15 protein-coding genes are annotated in these 17,675 nt (G+C 43.1%); 7 read left to right on the plus strand and 8 right to left on the minus strand.

Going from position 1 to position 17,675, the window contains the following annotated elements; all coding sequences use genetic code 11:
- The first annotated feature begins 116 nt into the window (after window positions 1-116).
- Window positions 117-3,170 carry a ligand-binding sensor domain-containing diguanylate cyclase gene (locus ACXACS_RS07730; RefSeq protein WP_474805543.1) on the plus strand — a complete coding sequence of 1,018 codons (3,054 nt, stop codon included), beginning with the start codon at window positions 117-119 and terminating at the stop codon, window positions 3,168-3,170.
- Between the two features lie 15 nt (window positions 3,171-3,185).
- Here the strand turns inward: ACXACS_RS07730 and ACXACS_RS07735 are convergent, their stop codons facing one another.
- The 5 genes from ACXACS_RS07735 to ACXACS_RS07755 form a co-directional block, all read right to left on the minus strand.
- Window positions 3,186-3,908 (minus strand): TorF family putative porin, encoded by a 723-nt coding sequence (locus ACXACS_RS07735; RefSeq protein ID WP_474805545.1) that lies wholly within the window; start codon window positions 3,906-3,908, stop codon window positions 3,186-3,188.
- Between the two features lie 139 nt (window positions 3,909-4,047).
- Window positions 4,048-5,265: a BCCT family transporter gene (locus tag ACXACS_RS07740; RefSeq protein WP_474805547.1), complete on the minus strand. Its 1,218-nt coding sequence runs from the start codon at window positions 5,263-5,265 to the stop codon at window positions 4,048-4,050.
- Between the two features lie 168 nt (window positions 5,266-5,433).
- Window positions 5,434-7,086, minus strand: a complete 1,653-nt coding sequence (betA, locus tag ACXACS_RS07745; RefSeq protein ID WP_474805550.1) for a choline dehydrogenase — start codon at window positions 7,084-7,086, stop codon at window positions 5,434-5,436.
- Window positions 7,087-7,104: 18 nt separating this feature from the next.
- Entirely contained in the window at window positions 7,105-8,571 is a 1,467-nt protein-coding gene (gene betB / locus ACXACS_RS07750) for a betaine-aldehyde dehydrogenase (RefSeq protein ID WP_474805552.1), read from the minus strand.
- A 752-nt stretch (window positions 8,572-9,323) separates the two neighbouring features.
- Complete coding sequence (locus tag ACXACS_RS07755) at window positions 9,324-10,175, minus strand: META domain-containing protein (RefSeq protein ID WP_474805554.1); 852 nt, start codon at window positions 10,173-10,175, stop codon at window positions 9,324-9,326.
- A gap of 188 nt (window positions 10,176-10,363) precedes the next feature.
- Between ACXACS_RS07755 and ACXACS_RS07760 the strand changes: the two genes are divergently transcribed.
- On the plus strand, window positions 10,364-10,879 hold the full coding sequence (locus ACXACS_RS07760) for an Mpo1 family 2-hydroxy fatty acid dioxygenase (RefSeq protein WP_474805556.1): 516 nt from the start codon (window positions 10,364-10,366) through the stop codon (window positions 10,877-10,879).
- A 57-nt stretch (window positions 10,880-10,936) separates the two neighbouring features.
- On the opposite strand, the gene ACXACS_RS07765 is transcribed toward ACXACS_RS07760, so the two are convergent.
- The 3 genes from ACXACS_RS07765 to ACXACS_RS07775 all read right to left on the minus strand — a co-directional run bounded on the left by ACXACS_RS07765 (window position 10,937) and on the right by ACXACS_RS07775 (window position 12,108).
- Window positions 10,937-11,593, minus strand: a complete 657-nt coding sequence (locus tag ACXACS_RS07765; RefSeq protein WP_474805558.1) for a crotonase/enoyl-CoA hydratase family protein — start codon at window positions 11,591-11,593, stop codon at window positions 10,937-10,939.
- Window positions 11,594-11,711: 118 nt separating this feature from the next.
- A complete protein-coding gene (locus ACXACS_RS07770) occupies window positions 11,712-11,918 on the minus strand; it encodes a hypothetical protein (RefSeq protein WP_474805560.1) in 207 nt (68 codons plus the stop codon).
- 1 nt (window position 11,919) lies between these two features.
- Window positions 11,920-12,108, minus strand: coding sequence for a hypothetical protein (locus ACXACS_RS07775; RefSeq protein ID WP_474805562.1), 189 nt, complete (start codon window positions 12,106-12,108; stop codon window positions 11,920-11,922).
- Between the two features lie 361 nt (window positions 12,109-12,469).
- On the opposite strand from ACXACS_RS07775, the gene ACXACS_RS07780 reads away from it, so the two are divergent.
- The 5 genes from ACXACS_RS07780 to ACXACS_RS07800 all read left to right on the plus strand — a co-directional run bounded on the left by ACXACS_RS07780 (window position 12,470) and on the right by ACXACS_RS07800 (window position 17,622).
- A complete protein-coding gene (locus ACXACS_RS07780; protein WP_474805564.1) occupies window positions 12,470-14,500 on the plus strand; it encodes an aminotransferase class I/II-fold pyridoxal phosphate-dependent enzyme in 2,031 nt (676 codons plus the stop codon).
- A 93-nt stretch (window positions 14,501-14,593) separates the two neighbouring features.
- A complete protein-coding gene (locus ACXACS_RS07785; RefSeq protein WP_474805566.1) occupies window positions 14,594-15,406 on the plus strand; it encodes a TrmH family RNA methyltransferase in 813 nt (270 codons plus the stop codon).
- Between the two features lie 35 nt (window positions 15,407-15,441).
- Window positions 15,442-16,443 carry a ribosome biogenesis GTPase YlqF gene (ylqF, locus tag ACXACS_RS07790; protein WP_474805568.1) on the plus strand — a complete coding sequence of 334 codons (1,002 nt, stop codon included), beginning with the start codon at window positions 15,442-15,444 and terminating at the stop codon, window positions 16,441-16,443.
- A gap of 79 nt (window positions 16,444-16,522) precedes the next feature.
- Window positions 16,523-17,032, plus strand: coding sequence for a WbuC family cupin fold metalloprotein (locus ACXACS_RS07795; RefSeq protein WP_474805570.1), 510 nt, complete (start codon window positions 16,523-16,525; stop codon window positions 17,030-17,032).
- 368 nt (window positions 17,033-17,400) lie between these two features.
- Window positions 17,401-17,622, plus strand: coding sequence for a helix-turn-helix domain-containing protein (locus tag ACXACS_RS07800; protein WP_014950268.1), 222 nt, complete (start codon window positions 17,401-17,403; stop codon window positions 17,620-17,622).
- The last annotated feature ends 53 nt before the right edge of the window (window positions 17,623-17,675 follow it).

A 17,675-nucleotide genomic window follows, 5' to 3' on the forward strand; every position in this document is an offset into this window, starting at 1 on the left:
TGACAGTGTAGGTGATGTGAACAACTATTGTCGTAAAGGTTTGTTCTTAAATAGCACGTCTCCATTATTGTGAAATTCAAGCTACCGACGTCTTTAATTGTTTTCTTTGAGGTTCAATGAAAAACCGTCCCTTTTCTTTATTCAATATCACCTGTCTATCTTCTTTAATTATTGTACTTTTGGGTCTTTCGAGTGCTGCTTCGTGGGGCGAAAGCTACCGCGTTGAAAAGTGGAGTGTGGCTGGCGTACCTACCTATGATGTAGGGCAATATGTATCGGCAAAAGGGTTGCCTCAGATATCTATCAAATCAATAGTCAAAGATAACAATGGTTTTGTGTGGCTTGGCACAGAGAACGGACTTGCTCGATTTGACGGACGCAAATTCGAGTTTTTCAATACCATTAATACACCGGAGTTAGGCTCTAATTGGATCAATGCACTGTTTCTTGATAATACAGGACGACTTTGGATAGTGACTGGCGTCGGGTTAGTGAGCTTCGATGATGGTAAGTTCAAGGCATTTGGCGTTAATTTTGATGACAAACCAATAAAGCAAGTTATCACCGATGCTAAAAACACGGTGTGGGTAATTACTGATTCACTATGGTCACTTCAAGGCGACAAAGCCAAGCCTTACAGTTACGCAGATATTACTTTTACAAACTCGTATTATGACACTCGTCATTTGTGGTTGCTAACGTCTCAAGGTGAGTTGCTGCAGACCAGTCTTACATCCTCAGTGCATGAGAAGTGCCGCTACCCCATTGGCGTTTTTGCCAACGCAGAACGTCTGTTAGTGCAAAAAGATACAGTCTACATATTGCAAAAGCAAAAACTTCACCGCTTCACACTATCATCTGAAAGCTGTCTTTTTAAGACAATGCCAGCCTTTGCTGAAATTAAATTTAAGAGCCTATTTAGCACTCAAAACGGGGGCGTAGTGGCGGTTTCGGATAAAGGCCAGCTTCTTGATATTTCTTCAGAAGCTGAGCCAACTTTCAATAGCTTAACACCGTTTGTAGATAATAACCTTCTGCTCGACAACAGCGTGCTTCTTAACGATGAAGAAACGTGGTTTCTTGGAACGAAAGCAAATGGGTTAGTAATATACTGGAAAACGAACGTAAGGCGCGTAGCTCCTACACAAAATATATCTAGTGCTCGTATATGGTCATTTTTTGCCCGGGAAGATCGCTTGTACACAGCAACAAACAAAGGTGTGTTTGAAAGTAACTCCGAAGACGACTGGACACTAATAGTTCCTCCCAGCGCAATAGAAGGTAGCGATGCTTATAGCATTTTTGAAGGTAACGGCGAATTCTGGGTTGGCACTCGTAGAGGCCTTTTTAGGAGCAAGAACGGAGCATCACAGTTTGAGGCGATACCTGAATTTACAGGTCTGCAAATAAATACCTTATATCAAGGAGATGATGCGTTTTATATAGCGTCGACAAAGGGCCTATTCCAATTTGACGGTGTCGATTTTAAGTCCGTTCCACTATTTGAAAAGCAATCAGTTCGCAGCATCCTGACAGCGAAGGACGGTGTACTGTGGGTAGGCACAGAGTCAGGATTGTTTAGCCAAACAGATGGAAAGTGGGAGGAAGTAGAGTTACTTAACGGTACCAGTGTGTTTGCTTCTTCACTACTTGAGTTAAATGATGGAAGGCTTTTCGTAGGAACTTACGGTCAGGGTTTGTTGATGCTTGATGAAAGTAAGCAGTGGCGCTCATTTAACATTAAGAACGGACTACCATTTCAAAATTTTTTCAGTGTAACAACCCGTGGTAATAAACTTTGGTTAAGCGGTGCAAGTGGCGTTGCGTATGTGGAAATCGACGATATTACTGACTCGCATGTAAAGAGCACTGTTGTCTTGCGAGATGATGGCACTTTCAGCGCACGAGCCGATTTGAGATGTTGTAATGGCGCGGGTAATTTAAGATCTATAGTGTTTAAAGATACCCTATATTTGCCAACATTAAACGGTGTAGTAGCGGTTCAGAAAAGTGAAAACCATGAGTTAGCGGCGCGAACTGTCATTACGGGTGTTTATGTTGATGGCAAGCGAGAAAATAACTACAGCAATCGAATAAATCTCAACACAAAGAGAAATGCAGAGATTATTTTTTCACGTCCAATTTTTTCGGCAGAGTCGGTCCCAGAATATCGATATCGTTTAGATGACAGTGATTGGATATATTCCGGTTCAAGAGAAGAGGCTTTTTTAGCTAAGTTGTCAGCGGGAGAAACGGTTTTTGAAGTCCAGTCTAGAATTGATGGCGAGGGTTGGCTGCCTGGAGACGCAATAGTACTCTATGTAACGCCTCATTGGTGGGAGTCTAACTGGGCTAAGCTAGTCGGCGTTTTAGCCTTGCTTGCAGTTTTTTATATTATTTACCGCCTTCGCATTGCTTCGTATCAACAACGAAACGAGATACTTGAAGCTAGAGTCAATGAGCGTACTGCCGCTTTTGAGCGCGTAAACAGCGAGCTTCAACAAAAAAACAAAGCGCTAGAAGAGGCGGCAATTACCGACCCGCTAACAGGTTTATACAATCGAAGAGCAGTTAAAAATTTCGCTCCCAAGATCTTTGATGCAGTAAATGCGAAAACAGAACAGCAGGATGCGTCAGTTGGCGTCGATGAAGTGTGCGCTATTTTTCTTATCGACCTTGATAACTTTAAACAACTAAACGACACATACGGTCATGATAAGGGTGATAGTGCACTACATCATGTTGGCCAAGCGCTACGAACAGTCAGTCGAAATACTGATAGGTTAATAAGGTGGGGTGGAGAAGAGTTTTTGTTAGTCGTCCCGTCAATAAATCCAAACGATATTGGTGAGTTTAATAAGCGACTTCATAACGCTATAGCGACGCTTCACCATGTTTTGGAATTACCTAAGCCCATTACAATGTCAATAGGAGCAACTAAGCTTCCTTGGGATGATTGCATACTAGATTCAAAGGTATGGGAACATGCCATTTTGATTGCGGACTGGGCATTGTATCAAGCAAAAAATAATGGTCGAAATACCACTGTTTTTATTGATGCATATAAAGAAATGGCAGCGTGGACGGACTGGAGTGTCGATGGTCTTTCCAACGCTGCAAATAAAGGTCTACTGCTGTCTACATCTCTAAAAAATAAAAGCGATGATTAGTGCGAGCCTATTGGATTAAAAGCTGAAGGTTTTCGATACACCAAACACAATACGTTCATCGGCGGTGTCTATATCAAGGTTTGTGTTTTCAGCAGCAATTTCAAAGTCTAATCCTTTGTAGCTTGTCTGGTAGGCCAAACGGTAGTGATAGAAAGACGTGTTTTCGTCACGCCATACCCAAGTATCGCTGTCTAAAGAGTTAGACACGTCAAAGCTAGCGCGAAGGTTGTGGTTAGGTGCAAGTTCAAAGGTGTGAGCAATCATAGCTACAGTGTGTCTTGAGCCCGTGCCAAAGTAGTCCCACGTGTACCACAGGTTAAGCTCTGTATTACCATAGTCGCTCGCATAACCGAATTTAGTATAAATTTCAGGATAGTTACCGTCGCTTGAATCGTCACCGCCGTGATAGGAGTAGTAGGCAATGCCATAGTCAATACTGACAGTTTCAGTGAGCATTTGATAACGACCAATGTAGGCGTCCCACTCAAGGTTGGTGTCGCCACCAAAATCAACGTTAGATGCCCAAGTACCAACGTAAGTCCCGTTATCAAAAGCTTTATCAACACCTCCCTGAAGAGCCGGGTCGTTTTGTGTTTGGCTTAAACCGTTAAAGGTATAATCTGATACTGCAGAGATATTGGCGCTCCAATCAGCGAACGTGACTGAAGAATACAATGCTGTTACGAGAGCCACTGTGAATATCTGAGTTGATGCAAAAAAAGATTTCATATTTTTCATTGTTAAACACCTGTTTTTATCGTTGTTTTATTTGGCCCGTTTTCTATCAAATGCGCTTCTAGGCAGATTTCGGGCAATACTTACCTCCGTTAGCTCAAAACTGAGCCAACGCTAACGAGGTAAGCAGTGATTGTTCTAATTAGTTAAGGTTTTCTATCTTGGTAAAGTCGATCTTGTTTTCTTTCGGCGAGGTTTTGATGGCCGTCACCGATTTAAACTTCTGACTTAGAATGAACGCAAAGCAGCTGAAGAAGATGGCAATAACTAACGCACCCACCCACTGAATTTGCAAGAAGTCTAGTTTGAATAACAGCGTAAGCAGCGATAGTGCGACTATGTTAAGGGCAATATAATTACCTTTACCAATACGCTCCACGGTCATATTAAGGTTGTCGGTATAAAGTCTTATGAGTGAATCAAGTGAGTTGATTACAAAAACGACACCTACAAATACCATCGCCATATTGGTTATTCCTTCTGTAGGAATACCTGCGCTGTGGTAGTGGTACAGTACCGAAAACCATGCGGCGATAGGGATAGATGGGATAACCATCATAGCCAGCATAACTTGATAGGTTTTGAGACCGCCTACAAAGCGAGAGGTAAACTGACCTATCATGATGCTCCAGCTGAACCACCAGAATAGATAAAACTCATGGTAATCATTGATGGGTAATACGAAGTTATCAATATTCGCAAAATATCCGCCAATTAGGCCTAGATTCTTGAAATAAGCCGTTATCTCGCTTTCACCAAACACAAATGCCGCAGCCCACATGCCAACAATGAGAGCGATAAATACCCAAGTTGTAGTAAGGCTTAAAATACGCACGTACTTAATGCTAGTACTTGAGTACACAGCAAAGGCAATGGCTGCAAACACGATCAGGTAGAACGCAGGCACGACCGATTCACCATCACCTACTGACGGTAAATACCATGGAAGGTTAGACAGCAGTAAGAAAGCTGTGAAAGCACAGGTCCCTATGATTACCACGTTGTTTACGAACTTAACGATAGGAAGCTCGAAGAATTTAACCTTGGGTTCTATTACGCAGAAATAAAAACAAGTAAGAAAGTAGAATCCCCAAATTAAGAAACCCCAAAACCCAAACTCAATGGCGAGAGGATTGGTGAATGCGTATTCAGGACTTGCGCTTATGTCAGCATAACCAGCAAATTCAGTGAGTGGGAACATAATGAGGCCCACATCCAAACCCGAGGTAAAAAGAATGGCAATAAAGGTAAAGGTTCTAACTGGCGTTACACCTACCACTTTCATGTTGCCCCATTTAAATAGAATATAGGCCACTGAAAGTAGAGTGAAAATAATGCCTGCACTAAGCCATACTGTCATTATCACCCTCCCAGTATTGATAAAATTGAAACATGTTTTTTCCTTTTTTTCGTTATTAAACAGACCACCCAGCTACATGCATCGTCACCTTGATTGGCGGCATATAGGCACTGTGGAAGGTGCGCTCGTTGCAAGAACAAGCGCACTGGTGCAAAAACGTTTTAACGTTTAGCGTTGCTCGGTTTGCCAATTAGGGTGTATGTCTACCGCCACATTTTGTGGTGGTAGAGCGGGTTTACCCAAAATTTTGTCCGCCGCTTTTTCCGCTACCATTATGGTCGGTGCATTTAGGTTTCCATTTGGAATGGTAGGGAAGATAGATGAGTCCACCACTCGCAGGCCTTCAATACCATGTACCTTGGTTTGAGAATCTACTACTGCCATGTCGTCTTCACCCATTTTGCATGAACACGAAGGGTGGTAAGCGCTCTCAACGGCTTCACGCACAAAAGCATCGATTTCTTCATCCGTTTGAATGTGCTCGCCAGGCTGGATTTCGCCATCTCTGAAGTCGTCGAATGCTGACTGTGCGATGATTTCTCTTGTTAGTCTTACGCAAGCTCGAAATCCTTCAATATCATCTTGATGCTGTAAGTAGTTAAACAAGATTTTTGGCGGTACTGTTGGGTCAGCCGACTGAATGGTAACGCTACCTCTACTTTTTGGTTTATTGTGACCTACGTGTACCTGAAAGCCGTCGCCGTCGAATGCTGATTTACCATCGTAACGGATAGCAGCTGGTAAGAAGTGATACTGAATATCAGGCCATTCCACATCAGCTTTCGAGCGAATAAACGCACAAGATTCAAAGTGATTCGTTGCGCCTAAACCAGAACGGTTAAGTAACCAGCGGGCGCCTATCAAGCCTTTTGAAATTAAGCCCAGTTTGCGATTTAACGTTATTGGCTGTTTACACTTGTACTGGAAATAGAACTCCAAGTGATCTTGCAGGTTTTGGCCCACACCCGGCAGGTGGTGGTTAACATCGATACCTGCTTTTTCAAGAATCTCTTTATCGCCAATACCTGAAAGTTGCAGAATTTGCGGCGAGCCAATAGAGCCGGCACTTAAAATAACTTCGTTAGACGTATTTGCCGTTTCGGTTTTGCCGTTAACAACATACTCAACGCCTTTTGCGACTTTGTTATCAAGAACAACTTTAGTCACCAGCGCGCCAGTCACTATGGTTAAATTCTTACGCGATTTTACCGGGTCAAGATATTCACGGCTTGCCGAACTGCGCACACCGTCTTTCACGGTCATGTGCATAGGTCCGAAGCCTTCTTGTTGCTTGCCATTATAATCGCTAGTGATGTCGTAACCCGCCTGTTCACCGGCTTTAATAAAGGCGGTATAAAGCGGGTTCTTCATTTCGTTGCCGTTGTTAACGCCAAGTTCACCATTGCCACCACGATAAGCGTCATTACCCTTGTACCAAGTTTCTGCTTTTTGGAAATAGGGAAGGCAAGCCTGATAATTCCAGCCCTCTGCGCCGTGAGCTTCCCATTCATCAAAGTCTTTAGCGTGGCCGCGCACATACACCATACCGTTAATGGATGACGAGCCGCCCAGCACTTTACCGCGGGGGCAGTGCATTTCACGGTTGTTTAAATAGGGCTCTTTTTCAGTGTTGAATTGCCACGCATACTTGTCGGTATTCATAGGAATAGACAGCGCCGTTGGCATCTTAATGAAAATGCTTTTATCTGAGCCACCGGTTTCCAGTAGCAACACCTTGTGCTTTGGGTTTTCTGATAAGCGGTTCGCTAGCACACAGCCAGCAGAACCAGCTCCAACAATAATGTAATCAAATGTCTGCATATGTACTCCTACTGCGGCTTAAAACGGGCTTTCAATTTGGCTCATACCTACATAAACCGACTTGGTTTGCGTGTAGCTATTAAGCGTTTCAACACCGTTTTCCCGTCCAATGCCAGATTGCTTGTAGCCGCCTACAGGCATTTCAGCAGGAGAGTTTCCATATGCATTTATCCAGCAAATACCAGCTTGTAACTGGTGGATAACGCGGTGCGCGCGCTTGATATCTTTACTAAATACGCCCGCTGCCAAACCTAGCTCGGTATCATTCGCCCGTGCGATCACTTCGTCTTCATCATCGAATACCAACACGCTCATTACTGGCCCGAAGATCTCTTCCTTAACGATAGTCATATCGTCGGTGCAATCTGTGAAAATTGTTGGTTCAACAAAATAGCCGTTAGGCGCAGAAGTTGGAGAGGCAGCGTTACCACCGGTTAACAGCGTTGCGCCTTCTTCTTTCCCTTTCGCAATATAGCTAAGAACTAGCTCTTGGTGCTTTTTAGAAATAAGTGCGCCTAGGTTTACATTAGGGTCTAGCGGGTCGCCCATAATGATATTGTTTTCGGTACGGGTTTTAAGCTCATCAATAAAGGCTTGATATACAGAGCGCTGGACGTAAACACGAGTACAGTTAGTACAGATTTCCCCTTGAGTATAAAAATTGCCTAGCATGGCGGCGCTAATAGCCTGAGTAATATCGGCATCTTCAAATACTACAAGCGGAGACTTACCGCCAAGCTCCATAGTCACGTCTTTTAAGTTCGAAGCAGCGGCGCTTTGCATCACTTTTTTACCTGTGCCTACTTCACCGGTAAACGATACTTTCTCAATGTCTGGGCTGTTAGTAAGCCATTGGCCTACTTGCGCTGCGCCTTGAACCACATTAAATACGCCAGCAGGTACACCAGCTTCAGTGAAAATTTCAGCCAGTTTAAGCGCACCCATCGGCGTTTCTTCTGATGGCTTAAATATAAATGCATTACCAGCAGCTAGCGCTGGGCCTGACTTCCAGCAAGCGATTTGGATAGGGTAGTTCCATGCGCCAATACCGGCACAGATACCTAGCGCTTCTTTACGCGTGTAGAAGAAGTCGGCGCCCACAGGCTGTTGAGTACCCAATTGAGTAGGTGCAAGGCCCGCATAGTACTCAATAACATCAGCGCCAGTTTCAATATCAACACAGTCGGCTTCTTGAATAGGCTTACCGGTGTCGAGTACTTCTAATTTAGCGAGTTCATCATTACGTTCGCGAAGCAGTGCAACCGCCTTGTTAAGAATGCGAGTTCTTTCGATAGGCATCATTGCTGACCATACCGCAAATCCTTCTTTAGCACTCTTGATCGCTTCTTGTTGAATAAACTCATCAGCCACTTCTACGTGGTAAATTACCTCACCGGTTGCGGGGTTGGTGACTGCAAAGGTCTCTTTGCTTTTGTTTGCCATCGGCTTGCCGTGAATGAAATTCTGATAAGTCGGTAATGACATGCATAAACTCCTACTTTAATAGTGCTGACAACGCTCGCCAATTAGCGCGCTCTTTGCGTGAAAAATAAATACGTACAAGCTAATACACATATTTGGTTTCAATACGATGAATAGTGTTGAAACTATTTTTCTCGCTAAGCGTTCGAAACGTTCGAACTAATCGCTCTTCGCTTAATAAACACCACTTTAACTTTCTTTACCTTGACCTCTCTCTAAGCCGCGTTTCTACAGGCTTTATAGGAGTTAATTTAGATGCGCTTAAGTAGTGTTTTTATTTTAATTGGCTGTTCAATAAAAATAAATTGTATAGTGTTCTAACTATTGTTTCAACGTCGAAGCATATTTAACGGCAAGTGATAAGGATGTTAAGTGCGTGTTTTTACAGCTTAACTGACTGATTTATAGTGATTTAAGGCGTAACATTAAATATATAAATAAAGCGCTAACTTTGTATTAAAGCTTTTAGTTCGAACAGGATGGAGTATTAAAAAGTGTTTAATTGAAACTATTCGACAGAGAGTAGTGGCAGATAAAGTAGAATAGGTAAACCACAAATTGGTTTAAACAAAGAAGCGCTCTTTATTAAGGGCGGCTGAATAATTAAAGGTGAGAACAAAGGCACGTGTAGCTTATGACAAGTACTTCGGGTTTCGAGACGTTATCCAAAACGCCAAAGCATGACATGAATATTACTGAAACTTTTTAAATAAATTGCGACGGCAGTATTACAGGTTAATACTGCCGTCTGATTTCTAATGATTAATTGTACAGTGGTAGTAGCCAGAGTTTATAGAAACAGTGGCAACATCACCTTTATTCCAATACACCACACCTTTGTTATTGGTATATTTTGCACCTGATGCAGAGCGTGATAGTTGCACAATGTGATGGGCATTGTTGAGCGAGAGTGCTTTTGTATCTGGGCCAAGCGTACTAACGTACAACTCCGTGATACTGGCGTTTGGCGTCTCACACTTATAGGTTCTGCTATTGGCTTGCGTAGAACTGTTTGCAATATCCTGCTTTTTAGCTACATCTTTTGGCTTTTTGTTAACTCCTGCCCCGGGTTTACCTGCATTACCGGTATTGGAACCTTGTGAAGGAGATGAGATTATTGCTTGAACTGTTTCATTGTCATTACTGTCATACAGGACTAGCCACGTGTTATCCAATATTGCATAAGTTTTCGATGAAGCTAAAGCATCAACAAAGCTTTGCTCTTGCTTCATAAGCGCTGGGGCACACATCTTTCTGGTAAGTACAATTTTATCGGCGGAGAAAGGTTGAGCATTGTTGTCAGCACTGAATACTTTATTGGCATTCGCAACGTTGAGCGCCCCTGTATACTGATTACAGCCTGTGCTTCCGCTTATTCTGCTAATATCCCCGCTTACATTTACATTAAGCGTAACGTGGCTAAAGTCGATAATACCTGATTGATTTATGCTTTCGACCTGCCAATGGCTACCTGAAAGCGCAAGTTTGTTTTCTTCACTACGTTGCTCTTGCTCATCAGTCGAATACATTGAAGAAACTGAACTACAAGCCGTTAAGGAGAGAAATGCAGGCATGGCTAAAGTTAAAAGGTACTTCCTTTTATTCATGAAAACTCCACTTATTATTCATCAATAGCGGTAGGAGTCGCTTTTCACAACTAAGTTCAGCAATATTACTCACTTAAAAATCGGAAATGCATAGTCGGTTTTAATATGTTTGTCGCCAAGCCGACAGTTTGTATGTGATCGCAAGGAGTAAACTAACTACCACAATACAAATAAAACGTTGGCGCAGTATGAAAAATTTAGAACAACACTTAAGTGAGTATGCTAAGTACCACCGAGATCAAAGAAACATATACACCCATTACATTGGTATCCCGCTAATTGTATTCTCGGTATTCTGCTTGTTGAGTAAGCCAGCGTTTCTTGTAAATGCCCCCATTTGGGGAGCTATGGTCATCAGCCCGGCTTTGTTCGTATGGATGATTGGCAATGCATTTTATATCAAATTAGACATAAAGCTGGGCGTTTTTATGACATTTATTACAGGGGCTATGGTCTATTTCGCTCAACCCATTGCACAGCTTAGTGTAAGTATGTGGCTTGCTATCTCGTTAGGCATTTTTATCGGTGGGTGGGTACTGCAATTTATTGGTCATCATTTCGAGGGAAAAAAGCCAGCGTTCGTGGACGATATTATGGGGCTGGCGATAGGACCACTCTTTGTGCTTGCTGAATTGAGTTTTGAATTGGGCCTTAGAAGTGCACTTAAAGAAGAGATTGAACGCCGCTCTGGACCCGTAAAGTAACTGCTTTAGACAGCGCGTTGAAACAACCAGTCTCAACGCGCTGTTATAACATAAGCGCTAAGCTTTCATCTTCTCTATCGTTTCTTTACGCAATTGTATTTTAGATTCAGCAAAAGACTGTCTAGGCAACATCTTCAGCTTTTCAGCATAACCCATGGCCGTTGCTAGTACTTGCTCCTGAGGTACTGCAGCATCTAAAAAGCCCGCTTTTACCGCTTCACTGCCTTGATAGATGCGCGAGAAAAGTAAGGCTTCAGTTTGAGACGTATTCGCGAGTCTGGCTTTGGCTAGTTCCATACCGAATGGCGGCAGCACCATACCAATGGCGGTTTCATTAAGACCATACTTAGTATCTGCATCTTTACCGATACGTAAATCTGCAGCCATAAGTATAATTGCGCCCATTGCAATGCTGTGACCTTCTGCAGCAACGACTACAGGTAGTGGGAAGCTATATAGGCGTACGATTAATTCAGCGCCTTTTGATACCAACTCGTGTTGTTTTGCTTGGTCATCGGCTTTCATTACCGATAAATCAAACCCGCCGCAAAACTTGCCTTCACCACCGTGTAATACAACCGCTTTTGCGTTTTGCTCCGCTTCATCTAAGGCATCGTTGAACTGCTGAATAAGATCAAAGCCTACGGCGTTAACTTTTCCGTCGTCAAAGGTGATTACTGCAATATCGTTATTAATAGCTAAATTAAACGCCATGGTATGTCCTGTCACTTTCTGGGTAGGGATGCTGTGTATAAATAATGTACGTCACACTCTGTTAAGCGCAACTTTCTAGCAGTGATTGTAGGTAATTGATTTCTTTTATGATAGTGCTTTAGGCTTCATCTTCGGGATATGTGCTATGAATATCGGTAATAATTCGCGGAAGTTCTGCAATAAGCTTCTTTTTATATCGACGTTGCCTGCGTCGCGCTTTCGCGTTATTAGCCCTCCACTGCGCACGTTTATCCTTAACAATTCGCTCTAGGTCTTGGCCGTCTTGAATCAATACTGCATCGTTGGGGGATGTTCGTTTTGTCATACTAAAACTCTAACTTTAGCTGTTTATTGCGCCATTGTTTCGAGCGTTGGTTGAGTGCGTGAAGCGAAACACTTTCAGTGGCTATTTGTTTGGCGAGGCATAGCGCGGCGCAGGCTTGTTCGTCGGTCAGGTTGTTATAGGCCGGCGTTGGAATGGCCTCATACCATGCACAACCGACAACGTTATCCAAAATTACTCTCATAAAGCAGTGGTCATGACAAATTGGCCAAGCGTTTTTCTTTGTTGATGCAATGGATGGGAGTACGTTTTTCGCGTAATGTAGAAATTCCCGTAGGTTACTTTTGTGCTTTGTTGATTTTGAAAGATAAGCGTGTGGGAATTGGTTTTGAAGGGAAGGTGTGTGCATGAGTGGTTTAGCCCCGGTCCAATTCGTTTAGGCACTATTATTACGACATAGCAAGAGTTTACACGACACCAGTGAAATTCAGAGTTACACTATTTTTAGTTTTACTGTGTTTAGTTTATAGATTCTTAGTTTTATGAGTTTTAGCTTAGTGCTAAATGCTCATTATTAATTTTATGGTTGGTTAATGCGCCCTCATTTAAAGATTCTTGTTATAGAAGATGCTGTTGATCTGTTGGAACAAATTACGTCGAGTATAGGCAACACGATTGCTTACTTTGACCGAAGTGACGTCGAAATAAGCCTGCTTGAAGCGAACTCCGTTGCAAAGGCACTACAATTTGTTCGTGAAGACGGTGACATTCAGGCTGTGGTATTTAGCTGGGATGTGGTAGCGAAGGTTAAAGAGTTGACAGACGTAGCGCCTTTAAATGGCGTACCTAATGAAAATACGAGCCCCGCAGCCGAAAGCGTCAGTTCACAAAACGCGAACGAGAAAACTACAAGCGAAAAGTCGTCTGCAAGCAACGCGGTAATTGATAATAACGCCAGAGTGATCGACGCCATTAAACGTATTCGGCCTGAGCTTCCCGTGTATGTCTTAGGCGATGCAGTAAAAGGATTGGATATTGTAAACCAAGCCAATGGCATTGAATCGTTTTTCTATCGTAACGATATTATTTCAGACCCAGAATCTATTCTTGGCTATATCATCAATGACTTTGATGACAGAAACGAAACGCCGTTTTGGACTGAATACAAAGACTATGTGGTAGAGTCCAATGACTCGTGGCATACGCCAGGTCACAGCGGTGGCGCAAGCTTTAGAAACTCACCCTATATTAGTGATTTCTATCGCTTCTTTGGGCGTAACGTGTTCGTCAGCGATTTGTCTGTTAGCGTTGACTCACTGGGCTCATTATCAGATGGCACCCACGCTATTGGTAAAGCGCAAGCCGCTGTTGCGAATACATTTGAGGTTCGCCATTCCTATTTCGTTACGAACGGCTCTTCTACATCAAACAAAATTATTTTGCAGACGCTGTTGCGTGAGGGCGACAAAGTTATTGCCGACAGAAACTGCCACAAGTCAGTACACTACGGCATTATTCAGGCGCGAGCCATGCCAGTGTATCTAGACAGTGTGTTTGACCCTGAATACGGTATTTTTTCACCGCCCAGAATGGCGCAAATTAAGCAGCTTATTGAAGAAAATACTGACGCTAAACTTATCGTACTGACGGGCTGTACCTACGACGGGTTATTGACTGACCTTAAGCAAGTCGTAAATTTAGCCCATGAGCATGGCATTAAAGTGTTCATTGACGAAGCATGGTTTGCGTATTCCTTGTTCCACCCTGCATTGCGTGACTACTCGGCTATCGCCGCTGGGGCAGACTATATTACTCACTCTGCGCACAAAGTGGTGTCGGCGTTCTCGCAAGCATCCTTTATTCATGTAAACGATCCAGATTTCGATAAAGACTTCTTTAAAGAAGTGTTTGCAATTCACACCAGCACTTCGCCTAAGTATCAACTCATTGCTTCACTTGATGTATGTCGACAACAGCTAGAGATGGAAGGTTACAAAATCCTTAATGAGCTGCTAAGCAATGTTGCCGAACTCAAATCGCAAATGGCCAAGTTTAAGCGACTTAAAATACTCTCGCCTAGTGACTTTGCGAATATGTTTTCTCACTTTGAAAGTGACAATATTGGGCACGACCCGCTTAAAATCTTAATTGACGTATCGGCGCTTGATTATTCAAACCAAGAAATACATCGTTTCTTGATGGACGAGGTTGGTTTAGAAATAGAGAAGTTCACTCATAGCACTATTCTAGTATTGCTTACGCTAGGCGGAATGCGCTCTAAAATTGTAAGGCTGTACAACGCATTAAAACGTCTTGATGATGGCGCCGTTAACCTAAGCAAGCGTAAGAGCAAAAGCCCGTTACCGGCAGACATTCCACCAATCCAATTAGACGACCTTCCGTCAAAAGCGTTTTTCAGCCCTAGGGAAGCCATTCCATGGCAAAACAGTGTTGGACGCACTGCAGCTGGTTTAATAACACCGTATCCGCCTGGTATTCCGCTTATTGTTCCTGGACAGAAAGTGGAGCAAGCGCATATTGATTACCTTCAGGCACTGGCAAGCCAGAAGCTTACCGTACAAGGTATTTACGACGGTGAAATTTATGTTGTTGCTGAAGAATAATTAAACCATGTTATAGGCAGGGTAAATTGTCACCTTGCCTTTTCCTGAACTTACCTTACACTTGCGCCGAAAGTAACGAAAAGGGCAGTGATAATGAAATTAAGTGACGTAAAGAAGCTTCATCAAAAGAAGTACAGAACCCAATTTGGTTTCTATTTGGTGGAAGGTGAGCACTTAGTTTTAGAGCTGCTAAAAGTTACGCAAAAAGCGTTTAACAGTACGAAAAATGAAAGTGTAAACGCTAAAAGTATAGACAAGACCACGCTTTATATCACGGCAGATTACGAGCAGTGGGTCAAAGAACATGTATTATCATCGGATGCTGAGATGCATGTTGAAACCGTATCGTCGCAACAAATGCAGCAACTCAGCGATACTAAGTCACCTCAAGGTATTATTGCTCGCGTTCCACTTCCTAACACTTCGTTAAGTTCAGAGCGGTCACAAACCAACATTTCCCCAAACAAATCCAGTACCGAAAAGTACATCTATTTGTATGAAGTTCAAGACCCCGGCAACTTAGGCACCATACTAAGAACGCTAGCGTGGTTTGGTGATTTTACGCTATTACTAAGCCCGAACAGTGTGGACCCTTACAACTCAAAAGTTGTACGCTCAAGTATGGGGGCTATTTTCCATGTGAACATGGAATTAAATGTAGCGCTTGAAAGCCTAGGCGAGCGCTTCGAACGTTTCGCCTTCCTGGATATGAATGGTAGTAATATCACCTCTAACTCCTTTGGTGATTACCAGTGTTATCTGTTTGGCAACGAAGCCCGTGGCGTGCCTGTTGACGCACTATCACGGCTAAACGCAACGGCGTATACCATTGCGGGAAGCGGTAAAATTGACTCGTTAAACTTAGCCAGCGCTGTAAATATTTGCGCCTATGAATTAACCCGTTAAGCCCCCCCTCAACTCGATTACGATAGGAAACAACCATGGCATTACAATGGTTTCCAGGGCATATGCACAAAGCCCTGAAAGAAATTAAAGAGTCGCTTAATCAAGTAGACATTCTTATTGAGGTGCTTGACGCACGTATTCCATATTCCAGTGAAAACCCTGAAATTGCAAAAATACGCGGCGATAAGCCCTGTATTAAAATTCTAAATAAGTATGATTTGGCAGATCCAGAAATTACTGCGCGCTGGCAGGAGAGCTTAGAGAAAGAGCGCGGCGTAAAGACGATTACGACCTCTAGCGATAACCCAGGCAACAGCAAGCAAATTATGCAGCTGGTTAAAAGTATCTGCTCGTATAAAGAAGGTCAGCCTAAAGCGATTAAAGCCATGATCACCGGTATACCTAACGTGGGAAAATCGACGCTAATTAATATTTTGGCCGACCGAATCATTGCTAAAACAGGCAACGAGCCGGCTGTAACGAAAAGCCAGCAGCGGATTAACTTGGGAAGCGGTATTATCTTGTTTGATACACCTGGAGTATTGTGGCCTAAGCTTGAAAACCCGCATTCTATTTATCGGCTGGCTTCTTCCGGTGCTGTTAAAAACACCGCTATGGAATACGACGATGTTGGTTTTTTTGCGGCGGATTACCTGATAAAAGCTTATCCAGAGGTCATGAAGGAGCGCTATAAGCTGGACGAATTGCCAGATACAGAAATAGAGTTTCTGGAAGCTGCTGCTAAAACGCGTGGAGCAATTCAAGCGGGTGGTCGCGTAAACCTTCATAAAATTTGCGAGATCCTGCTTAAAGAACTGCAGTCGGGTAAGCTGGGGCGGATTACGCTTGAGACTCCAGAAATGCTGGAAGTCGAAAAAGAGGAAATGGCAATTGAAGCAGCGAAGAAAGCTGAAGCCAAAGCCAAGCGTAAAGCAAAATTCAAAACAGGCTCATTGACCCCAGATAAGAAAGATAGGAAAGAAAAACGAGAAGAGAAGCGTCAAGAACAAAGCCGCAGAATGAAGAAAAATAAATGATTGCTTTTGATAGTTGCGCAATCAGAGGGAGAAGCGATAGGCTTTGATGTAATACCCAAGCATTAAATAGGAAATAACGTTGGACGATATTAAGTATTTTGATAAAGCATTGTTTAGTGAGTTAAAGCAGAAAGCGGCAGAGAGTCCTCGCCGACGAGCTAATTTTAACGTTCACAAATCTTATACTGATATGGTTCAGCGTCTTTTCATTGCCATGATGCCAGACTCCTACGTACGGCCCCATCGACACGTGCAGCCTCACAAATGGGAGTTTTTCATGGTTGTGGAAGGTGAGTTGGATATTCTGTTTTTCAACGACGACGGCGTAGTAAAAGAAAGAGTAACATTAAAGGCAGGTGGAGAAACCTTCGGCATTGAAATTCCCCCTAATACCTGGCATGCGACTGTGTGTTCAAGTCCAGTGGTATTTATGGAGGTTAAGCAAGGGCCGTATGAAGTGACGGATGACAAAGGTTTTGCAAGTTGGTCTCCTGAAGAGGGGAGCGATCTTGTACCGCGCTTTCTCGCTTCGCTTAAACAAGCAAAGGTGGGTTCTGACGTTACTTGCTTAAGCTCGTCTGTTTCCTAAAACGGCGGCTTTCAACTTGCTTTGCAGACTTTCCTTTTTGGAAAGTCATTGCTATTGCTTATCTACATGGTATGGTTAAGGATAAGTGACACGAGGCGGCTACTGTTTTCACAGAATAATCATTAGCCCAACTATTTCACTTAGTCTCGGCAAAATGCCGTTTGTACAAGTACATTGTAAAAAGAGAATTATTATGCGAAACGTTTCAACTGGTTATTTTTATAATTTTAATTACTGATTGCACCTGACCGTCGGTGTTCAGGGGCAAGTATTGGCTTCTGGGCACTGCAGGTAAAAACGTTTTGCAAAAGCCCAGAAGGTATCACCATCTGGGCTTTTTTAATGCCCGAAATTCTCGGTAAAAGACAATGAAAGAAATTACACTAGGTGACATAAGAAAGCAGCACAGAGTTAAACAAGAAGTCGTAGCAATGGCACTATCAGTCACTGCTTCTGGCGTGAGCAAGTTAGAATCGAAGCGTATTCAAGATGTTTCTCTTCAACGCGCAGCTGCATATTTAGCAGCCGTTGGTGGAAATATGAAAATTGAAGTGACTATGCCAGACGGCGCTACTTTGCAAGTAGGGTAATTTAGACTGGATATGCTATGTGTTTTTCACGAAAAATTGAATAACCCGCATTT

It is taken from the genome of Alteromonas sp. AWM4_230 (assembly GCF_056158305.1).

What these genes read in the sequence shown, in the direction of transcription:
- ACXACS_RS07785 (WP_474805566.1), top strand. Translation starts at nt 14,594, where the DNA reads ATGAAATTAAGTGACGTAAAGAAGCTTCATCAAAAGAAGTACAGAACC.
- ACXACS_RS07735 (WP_474805545.1), bottom strand. Translation starts at nt 3,908, where the DNA reads ATGAAAAATATGAAATCTTTTTTTGCATCAACTCAGATATTCACAGTG.
- ACXACS_RS07730 (WP_474805543.1), top strand. Translation starts at nt 117, where the DNA reads ATGAAAAACCGTCCCTTTTCTTTATTCAATATCACCTGTCTATCTTCT.
- ACXACS_RS07765 (WP_474805558.1), bottom strand. Translation starts at nt 11,593, where the DNA reads ATGGCGTTTAATTTAGCTATTAATAACGATATTGCAGTAATCACCTTT.
- ACXACS_RS07760 (WP_474805556.1), top strand. Translation starts at nt 10,364, where the DNA reads ATGAAAAATTTAGAACAACACTTAAGTGAGTATGCTAAGTACCACCGA.
- ACXACS_RS07740 (WP_474805547.1), bottom strand. Translation starts at nt 5,265, where the DNA reads ATGACAGTATGGCTTAGTGCAGGCATTATTTTCACTCTACTTTCAGTG.
- ylqF (WP_474805568.1), top strand. Translation starts at nt 15,442, where the DNA reads ATGGCATTACAATGGTTTCCAGGGCATATGCACAAAGCCCTGAAAGAA.
- ACXACS_RS07800 (WP_014950268.1), top strand. Translation starts at nt 17,401, where the DNA reads ATGAAAGAAATTACACTAGGTGACATAAGAAAGCAGCACAGAGTTAAA.
- ACXACS_RS07755 (WP_474805554.1), bottom strand. Translation starts at nt 10,175, where the DNA reads ATGAATAAAAGGAAGTACCTTTTAACTTTAGCCATGCCTGCATTTCTC.
- ACXACS_RS07770 (WP_474805560.1), bottom strand. Translation starts at nt 11,918, where the DNA reads ATGACAAAACGAACATCCCCCAACGATGCAGTATTGATTCAAGACGGC.
- ACXACS_RS07780 (WP_474805564.1), top strand. Translation starts at nt 12,470, where the DNA reads ATGCGCCCTCATTTAAAGATTCTTGTTATAGAAGATGCTGTTGATCTG.
- betA (WP_474805550.1), bottom strand. Translation starts at nt 7,086, where the DNA reads ATGCAGACATTTGATTACATTATTGTTGGAGCTGGTTCTGCTGGCTGT.
- betB (WP_474805552.1), bottom strand. Translation starts at nt 8,571, where the DNA reads ATGTCATTACCGACTTATCAGAATTTCATTCACGGCAAGCCGATGGCA.